Genomic DNA, 6479 nt, shown 5'->3' with positions numbered 1-6479 from the left:
GAATTCGCCGGCTGAATTCTTCGACAATCCTCAGCACGAGCGCACCAAGCTGTTCCTCAGCCAGATCCTGCACTGATCGGACGCGCATGGAGATTCAAAACCCGCCGACTGATTGCCGGCGGGTTTTTCGTGCAGTTTACTAAAGCTTGTCAGGATCCATGAGATCGGCTTGCCACGCTCTTTAGGTCTTTGTTTTACGCATGTCTTTAGCGGGAGGCGGCGGAGCGCAGCAGCCCGCAAAGTCCTGCAAGCTCCGGGTCGTAGCCTCCGGAAACAGATATGTCCCGGCAGCGGATCAGCATCTTGCGCCGGTCATTGACAGGCATTGTCCTGAAACGCTCGACAACCGCCGAGGACGAGCTGCTGGCCCCGGCCACTGAGCCGGCTCCGTCACCGACTTCATCAGCGCCGCCGCCAGGGCCGAGATTCAAGCCATTCGGCCCAAAAAGCGTAGAGCTTGTTGCATCTTCGCCGCTGAGGCGAACATCGACATTTGCGCCTGTACCAGAGCTGTCGAGAGCACGTGCGTTGACTTTTGCGTTGAGACTGCGGCTGCCACCAGCACCAAGATCGACGTTGGCATTGACGCCATCTCGCCCGCCGACGTCTGCACCCACATCAGCGTTCACGCCCTTGGCGCCGCCGACGGAGGCGTTCGCTTTCGTGTTTAAACCGCCTGAGTTGGCCGATGCGCCCACATCCGCACTTATGCCTCCAACATTGGCAGAAACGCCAAGATCGAGCGCTCGCGCAGTGGCGGCAGATAATGACAAAACGATGCAGGCCGAAGCAAAAAACGCAAGCGACCGCATGTGAGAAATGCACTTCATGACTTCCTCCGTTTTTTCGACAAACCGAGGAACGCGCGTACCTTCGATCGAGCGGGCCGTCCTCCATCGGAATAACCCGTGCGGATTAAACGCGGTCAAGTTGTGAATGTTTTCGGCGGCGCTCTCAAAAATATATGATAGTTAATATATTCTAAAATAACTATCTGGCACTGCTTCAAAATGGGTCAAATATAGCCCCTTTGGATGAGCGCGGCCGGCCTGCTGGCCGGCCGCAATGGTCGTATAACCCTCAATCAGATCAGTTGCTTCCGTCGTTCGGACGGGATTTCCGCGCCTCGGCGCTGCTGGAGGAGGCTGTTTTGCCATCCGGTTGCTGGCCGAAGTAAGTGCCGCCAAGATGTCCTCCGGCACTGGTGTTCTCTACCTGCCGCTCTGTTTTCTTGCGGATTTTCGTCTGCATCGGTTTTGCTCATTCTGCTCTCCATTGTTCGAAAAAATGGACATCTGGACAACCGATGCGGCCCGATAGGGTTCCATAAAAGATGGCCGCGGCGGCCTGGCACAGCCGACTCTCGGAACCAAAATGACTGCGAAGACTTTCCTGCCTTGGTTATGACAAAGCCGACGGTATATCCTTCCTGCGATATCAAAGGAGACGAAAATGAAAAAGATACTCGCGACCACAATCGCCGCAGCCTCTTTGCTCCAGGCTTTTGCCATGAGCGCCAGCGCAGCGGACTTGGTGCGGCGGGAGCCGCCGGTAGCTCCCGATGTAAGCGGGGGCGTAAAGATCGGCTACCTCGCTTGCGATATCGGCGGCGGCATAGGCTATGTGCTCGGGTCTTCCAAGCAGATCGATTGCGTCTTCCAGCCGACCAGCAGCAACGAATCGCCTGAGCACTACAGTGGTGCGTTGCGCAAGTTCGGCGTGGATCTCGGCTTTACCACACGTGGCCGCCTGCTTTGGGCAGTGTTTGCGCCGACGGCCGGCTATCACCGCGGCTCGTTGGCTGGCCTCTACCAGGGCGCGACCGCTGAAGCCACACTCGTCGGCGGCATCGGCACCAACGTGCTCTTCGGCGGCACTTCCGGCTCGGTCCACCTGCAGACGATCAGCGTCACCGGCCAGCTCGGCATCAATGTTGCCGCGACAGGCACATCCATGACGCTATCGCCTGAGAGCTAAGCGGCTACGAGCGAAGAAAACAAAAGCCGGCGGTGCATCGGATATGACGATGCACGCCGGCTTAATTCTTGCTTCCGATTGCAATGTAGCGCTTGGCCACAGTCGCGATATCTAGCAAATTCTCTGGAAAACTGGCGACCCCTGCAGGACTCGAACCTGCGACCTGCTGCTTAGAAGGCAGCTGCTCTATCCAGTTGAGCTAAGGGGCCATCTATATGCCGCGATCCGCGGCATCAGGCATATTCTGTATCACACCGAAGACGGATCAGTGCGTCCAGGGCTGCGTGCGCGTATAACGGAAGTTATCCGGATAAGCGACGACCTGTCGTGCAGGCTCCTTTGGAGCGATAACGCGGTATTCGATCCCGCTGCGCTTGGCATAGGCTTCAGCAAGCTCCTGCGTTTCGAAGGTCAGCTTCAGCTGCTGGCGCATATCGCCTGAAGACGTGTAGCCCATGATCGGGTCGATCTTGCGCGGCTGCTCCTGATCGAACTCCAGCACCCAGAGGTGGGTTTTGGCTTTGCCGGACTGCATTGCGGTCTTGGCCGGACGATAGATCTTAGCAGACATGACTGCGGCGCCTCCGATATGCGGGCAACGCCCGCCTTTCATAACTCAACCTGGAACCAGGCTTTCTTCCACACCGAACATGGCAGGAAGAAGTGAATTTTGCTTATCCGCAAATCCCCGTTTTTTCAAGGGAAAAACGCCGCTGCTGCGGCATTGGCAGGTCGGCGAAACCGAACGCCGCGTAGCGCGTTTCTTATACAGAGCGCTTGATGCGCAGCCCTTATTCGCCGCCGTGTGTGGATAAGCGGGCAATTCTGTTACACAATCCGAAATGTTTCGGATTGTTGCATGTTTTGATCGCTTTCTAATTGTTATAAGCGGCATAGGCGACTAGGGTACCTACCAACCGTTGTGACACGGGTGAGAGCGATGAGAACCTYGGCAGAATTCCATGCCATCATGATTGGAGCAAGTATCACTGCGTTTTTCTACGCGGCGATCAGCTATGCTCAATATGTCGGCCTGCTTGCTCAGGGCTGAATCACGGCGCACGTGAGTAGGCGTGCTTTGCGAAGCGATGGCATCGCCACCATTTTCCTGACCGGGAAACTTCCTGAGCAAAAATCGGCACGGTAGCCAAAAGGCCTCTACAAACCGCGAAGCCGATCTCAAATAACAGAAATATTGGGAGAAAAATGGTCGGAGTGGAGAGATTCGAACTCCCGACCCTCTGGTCCCAAACCAGATGCGCTACCAGACTGCGCTACACTCCGAGCCTTTGATGGCAGCGGGAATACACGCTTCCCCCTGCCCTAGCAACCCCATAAATCCACCTCAGCCGGCAGATTTCACAGGCTTACTTCGCCTTTTTTGTTGTCGTGGCGCTGACGAGACGGTCGCCAGGGCGGATATTGAGCTTGTGGGCCGTGCCGGCGTTCACCTCGACCACATAGCGGACCTCACCCATCGAATCGATGATGTCGCGGGAATAGGGCTTTGCGTCTTCCTTGATATGGGTGATGACACCCCTGTCATCCGCGAAAAGCATGTCGAGCGGCAGGACGGTATTTTCCATCCACATGGTGACGCGCCGCGACACGCCGAAATCAAAGATCATGCCAGCGTCTTCAGCCATTGCCTTGCGGAACATCAGGCCATAGGCGCGCTGGTCGCCGGTAGCAGCGATCTCCACGGTGAAGTGCAGCATTTTGCCGGTAGCCGTCTGGATGATCAGCGGCTCTTTATCGAAGTGCATGTCCTGCTGCGCAAATGCCGGCAGAGCGACCATGAAAAAAAGCGCCATCAAGGCGCTTCTCATCATCTCGACAGAGACCAGGCCACGCATCAATGAGACCGGCCGACCGGGCTCGGAACGTCAGGATGGATCTCCGCAGCCATCAGCCCCTTCTCGCCATCACCGAAGCGCACCAGTACCACCTGGCCGGGGCGCAGTTCGGTGAGGCCGAAGCGGCGGAGCGTTTCCATATGCACGAAGATGTCTTCCGTGCCCTCACCGCGTGTGAGGAAGCCGAAGCCCTTGGTGCGGTTGAACCACTTCACCAGGGCGCGCTCGAGGCCACTGGTTGCAGTGACCTGCACATGGGTGCGAACCGGCGGCATCTGCGAGGGATGGATCGCAGTCGACTGATCCATGGAGAGGATCTTGAAGGCCTGGAAGCCACGCTCGCGGCGCTGGATGAGAGCGACGATGCGGGTGCCCTCAAGAATGGTCTGGTAGCCGTCGCGCCTCAGGCAGGTTACGTGCAGCAGCACATCCTGCATGCCGTTGTCGGGAACGATGAAGCCAAAACCCTTGGCCACGTCGAACCATTTCACCACGCCGGTGATTTCAACGAGGTCAACCGGTTCTCCCGACAACTCTTCAAGGTCGGTAAAGCCATTCGATGAAATCCTGTCAGCCATGTCGCCAGCCCCTCAATACGCGTCACACTGTTACGGTTAACTGATTCTTGAAATCAAGATTAACATCTTGGTAACGGATAAGCGCAAGTCCTAGTTTTCGGTTATTCCCAACTGTACATTTTATAGCGATGACTTGCCCGAAGCTGGTGTCCGTTACCCAGACGGGCTAGCCTGAAAAGAGAGAGGAAACAAAATGCGTTATCTCCACACCATGGTTCGCGTCAAAGATCTCGACGCCTCCCTCCATTTTTACTCCACCCTGTTCGGTCTCGAGGAAGTCCGCCGCCATGAGAACGAGAAGGGCCGCTTCACGCTCGTTTTCCTGGCTGCCCGGGACGATATCGACCGTGCCCGTAGCGAAAAGACTCCCTGCCTCGAACTTACCTATAACTGGGACGAGGAGGATTATACCGGAGGACGCAATTTCGGTCACCTCGCCTATGAGGTGGATGACATCTACGCGATTTGCCAGAAATTGATGGATAGCGGTATTACGATTAACCGTCCGCCGCGCGACGGTAATATGGCCTTCGTGCGTTCGCCTGACGGCATCTCAATCGAGATTCTGCAAAAGGGCGAGAAACTGGCCCCGACCGAGCCCTGGCTTTCGATGGGCAATACCGGCGCCTGGTAAGCCAAGCTGCGGGCAAGCTTCACGCGGCATTCTCCGGCTCTATCGTAACGGAAGTGCGCTTTCGGGCGCCTTCCGCATTCACCGGAGATTTCGCGGTTGACCAAGAATAACAAGCGGATTGCCACTCCGCGCCGGCAGGCTGTTGGTGCTTTGCTGATCGCCAGCTCTGTCCTGGCGCTTTCCGGCTGCGTTTCCGACAAGAAGGCACTTGATTCGGCCGCCGTCGCCACACCGGCTGCAGCAGGACAGCCGGCGCCCCGGCTGGCAGCGGCAATGCCGGCCGCATCTCCCACAGTGTCTAAACAGCTCTATCGCGACCCGATGCTGACGAATGTCTCCGGTGTCGATCCGCAGGTCGCCGCGCAGGATCCGAATGCGGCGCCGGTCCCGCCCGTCGATCCTGCCATGCAGCAGCAGCAGCCGTCCAATATCGGCGGTCTCGTCCTGCAATCGACGCGAATCAACGCGCAGGCGATGAGCATTTTCTCCGATCACCCAGCGCCGCCACAGAACAACTCGACCTCCACGGTCATCCAGCCGCAGGGTGCCAACGCTTACGCACCTCAGAACGCGGTTCCGAGATCGAGCGTGTTCAGCGCGCCCGAGCCACAGCAGGGCGAGATGCTGCCGCAGCGATCGTCGCAGAATACCAGCACGAAGTTTGCGCCTGATCAGACAGCCTCCCTTGCCAGCGGGGATATCCCGGGATCGACGATGAATGCGCTCTACAGCGCGCCGAAGCAGAATCTGCTCAGCAGCCTTTCCGGGCTCTTGCAGAAGGCATCGCTGCCGGGCATGACGCGTATCGCGCCAAACGGCCTGCATGTGCAGAACGACAACGTCCAGGTCGGCTGCTTCAAGCCCGATCTCATGCGGGTCATCAAGACGGTCGAGACTCATTTCGGCAAGCCAGTCGTCGTGACATCGGGCTACCGCGATCCGCAGCATAACCGGGAAGTCGGCGGCGCCGAGGAATCGATGCACAAGAGCTGTGAGGCGGCCGATATCCAGGTCGACGGCATCAGCAAATGGGATATTGCCCAATATATCCGCTCGCTGCCGAACCGCGGTGGCGTCGGCACCTATTGCCATACGGATTCGGTCCACCTGGACACCGGCAATGCCCGCGACTGGAACTGGGGCTGCGGCCGCAAGAGCGCGCCGATTGCCTCGGCACGGGCGATCTGACTTTCAACCCTTTGAAAGCATGACGTGAGGGAAGCGGCCGGCACCAAATTTCCGATGGCCGCCGCAGCCCGTTGATTTGGCTCGAATAATCTTCATTTGCTACCAGCGGAACAGCCTGTCATTTTTTTGCAAAATTTCGAATTTGCCGCTTGCGGGATCGGAAGTGMCTGACTATAAGGGCGCCACCACAGCACGCGCCCTTCGTCTATCGGTTAGGACGACAGATTTTCATTCTGTAAAGAGGGG

Annotated in this window: 8 protein-coding genes and 2 tRNA genes; 3 read left to right on the top strand and 7 right to left on the bottom strand. The window is 57.6% G+C overall.

Features of this window, described 5'->3' with window-relative positions; translation table 11 throughout:
• Positions 1-206: 206 nt before the first annotated feature.
• Positions 207-929 carry a hypothetical protein gene (locus AC1D35_RS34365; RefSeq protein ID WP_477942340.1) on the bottom strand — a complete coding sequence of 241 codons (723 nt, stop codon included), beginning with the start codon at positions 927-929 and terminating at the stop codon, positions 207-209.
• Positions 930-1089: 160 nt separating this feature from the next.
• Positions 1090-1251 carry a hypothetical protein gene (locus AC1D35_RS34360; RefSeq protein WP_477942342.1) on the bottom strand — a complete coding sequence of 54 codons (162 nt, stop codon included), beginning with the start codon at positions 1249-1251 and terminating at the stop codon, positions 1090-1092.
• A 201-nt stretch (positions 1252-1452) separates the two neighbouring features.
• On the opposite strand from AC1D35_RS34360, the gene AC1D35_RS34355 reads away from it, so the two are divergent.
• Positions 1453-1977 carry a DUF992 domain-containing protein gene (locus tag AC1D35_RS34355; protein ID WP_113310183.1) on the top strand — a complete coding sequence of 175 codons (525 nt, stop codon included), beginning with the start codon at positions 1453-1455 and terminating at the stop codon, positions 1975-1977.
• 132 nt (positions 1978-2109) lie between these two features.
• Here AC1D35_RS34355 and AC1D35_RS34350 read toward each other — a convergent pair.
• The 5 genes from AC1D35_RS34350 to AC1D35_RS34330 all read right to left on the bottom strand — a co-directional run bounded on the left by AC1D35_RS34350 (position 2110) and on the right by AC1D35_RS34330 (position 4411).
• Positions 2110-2186: transfer RNA gene (locus tag AC1D35_RS34350), tRNA-Arg, on the bottom strand.
• Positions 2187-2242: 56 nt separating this feature from the next.
• Entirely contained in the window at positions 2243-2548 is a 306-nt protein-coding gene (locus AC1D35_RS34345) for an ETC complex I subunit (protein WP_113295742.1), read from the bottom strand.
• A gap of 636 nt (positions 2549-3184) precedes the next feature.
• Positions 3185-3261: transfer RNA gene (locus AC1D35_RS34340), tRNA-Pro, on the bottom strand.
• Positions 3262-3344: 83 nt separating this feature from the next.
• Positions 3345-3833, bottom strand: coding sequence for a DUF192 domain-containing protein (locus tag AC1D35_RS34335; RefSeq protein WP_113310184.1), 489 nt, complete (start codon positions 3831-3833; stop codon positions 3345-3347).
• Complete coding sequence (locus AC1D35_RS34330) at positions 3833-4411, bottom strand: cold-shock protein (protein WP_007827433.1); 579 nt, start codon at positions 4409-4411, stop codon at positions 3833-3835. Before AC1D35_RS34330 ends, AC1D35_RS34335 begins: the two co-directional genes overlap by 1 nt.
• 193 nt (positions 4412-4604) lie before the next feature.
• On the opposite strand from AC1D35_RS34330, the gene AC1D35_RS34325 reads away from it, so the two are divergent.
• Positions 4605-5045 carry a VOC family protein gene (locus AC1D35_RS34325; protein ID WP_113310185.1) on the top strand — a complete coding sequence of 147 codons (441 nt, stop codon included), beginning with the start codon at positions 4605-4607 and terminating at the stop codon, positions 5043-5045.
• 96 nt (positions 5046-5141) lie between these two features.
• Positions 5142-6233, top strand: coding sequence for a YcbK family protein (locus tag AC1D35_RS34320; protein WP_477854102.1), 1092 nt, complete (start codon positions 5142-5144; stop codon positions 6231-6233).
• Positions 6234-6479 lie beyond the last annotated feature (246 nt).

Source organism: Rhizobium sp. P1_E6, assembly GCF_056405875.1.
The sequence above is the reverse complement of the archived record's forward strand: the minus strand, read 5'-3'. Positions and strand labels throughout refer to the sequence as shown.

Bases quoted from the DNA above. Each gene is read 5' to 3' on its own strand.
- AC1D35_RS34360 (WP_477942342.1), bottom strand. From the start codon at position 1,251: ATGCAGACGAAAATCCGCAAGAAAACAGAGCGGCAGGTAGAGAACACC.
- AC1D35_RS34355 (WP_113310183.1), top strand. From the start codon at position 1,453: ATGAAAAAGATACTCGCGACCACAATCGCCGCAGCCTCTTTGCTCCAG.
- AC1D35_RS34345 (WP_113295742.1), bottom strand. From the start codon at position 2,548: ATGTCTGCTAAGATCTATCGTCCGGCCAAGACCGCAATGCAGTCCGGC.
- AC1D35_RS34335 (WP_113310184.1), bottom strand. From the start codon at position 3,833: ATGCGTGGCCTGGTCTCTGTCGAGATGATGAGAAGCGCCTTGATGGCG.
- AC1D35_RS34330 (WP_007827433.1), bottom strand. From the start codon at position 4,411: ATGGCTGACAGGATTTCATCGAATGGCTTTACCGACCTTGAAGAGTTG.
- AC1D35_RS34325 (WP_113310185.1), top strand. From the start codon at position 4,605: ATGCGTTATCTCCACACCATGGTTCGCGTCAAAGATCTCGACGCCTCC.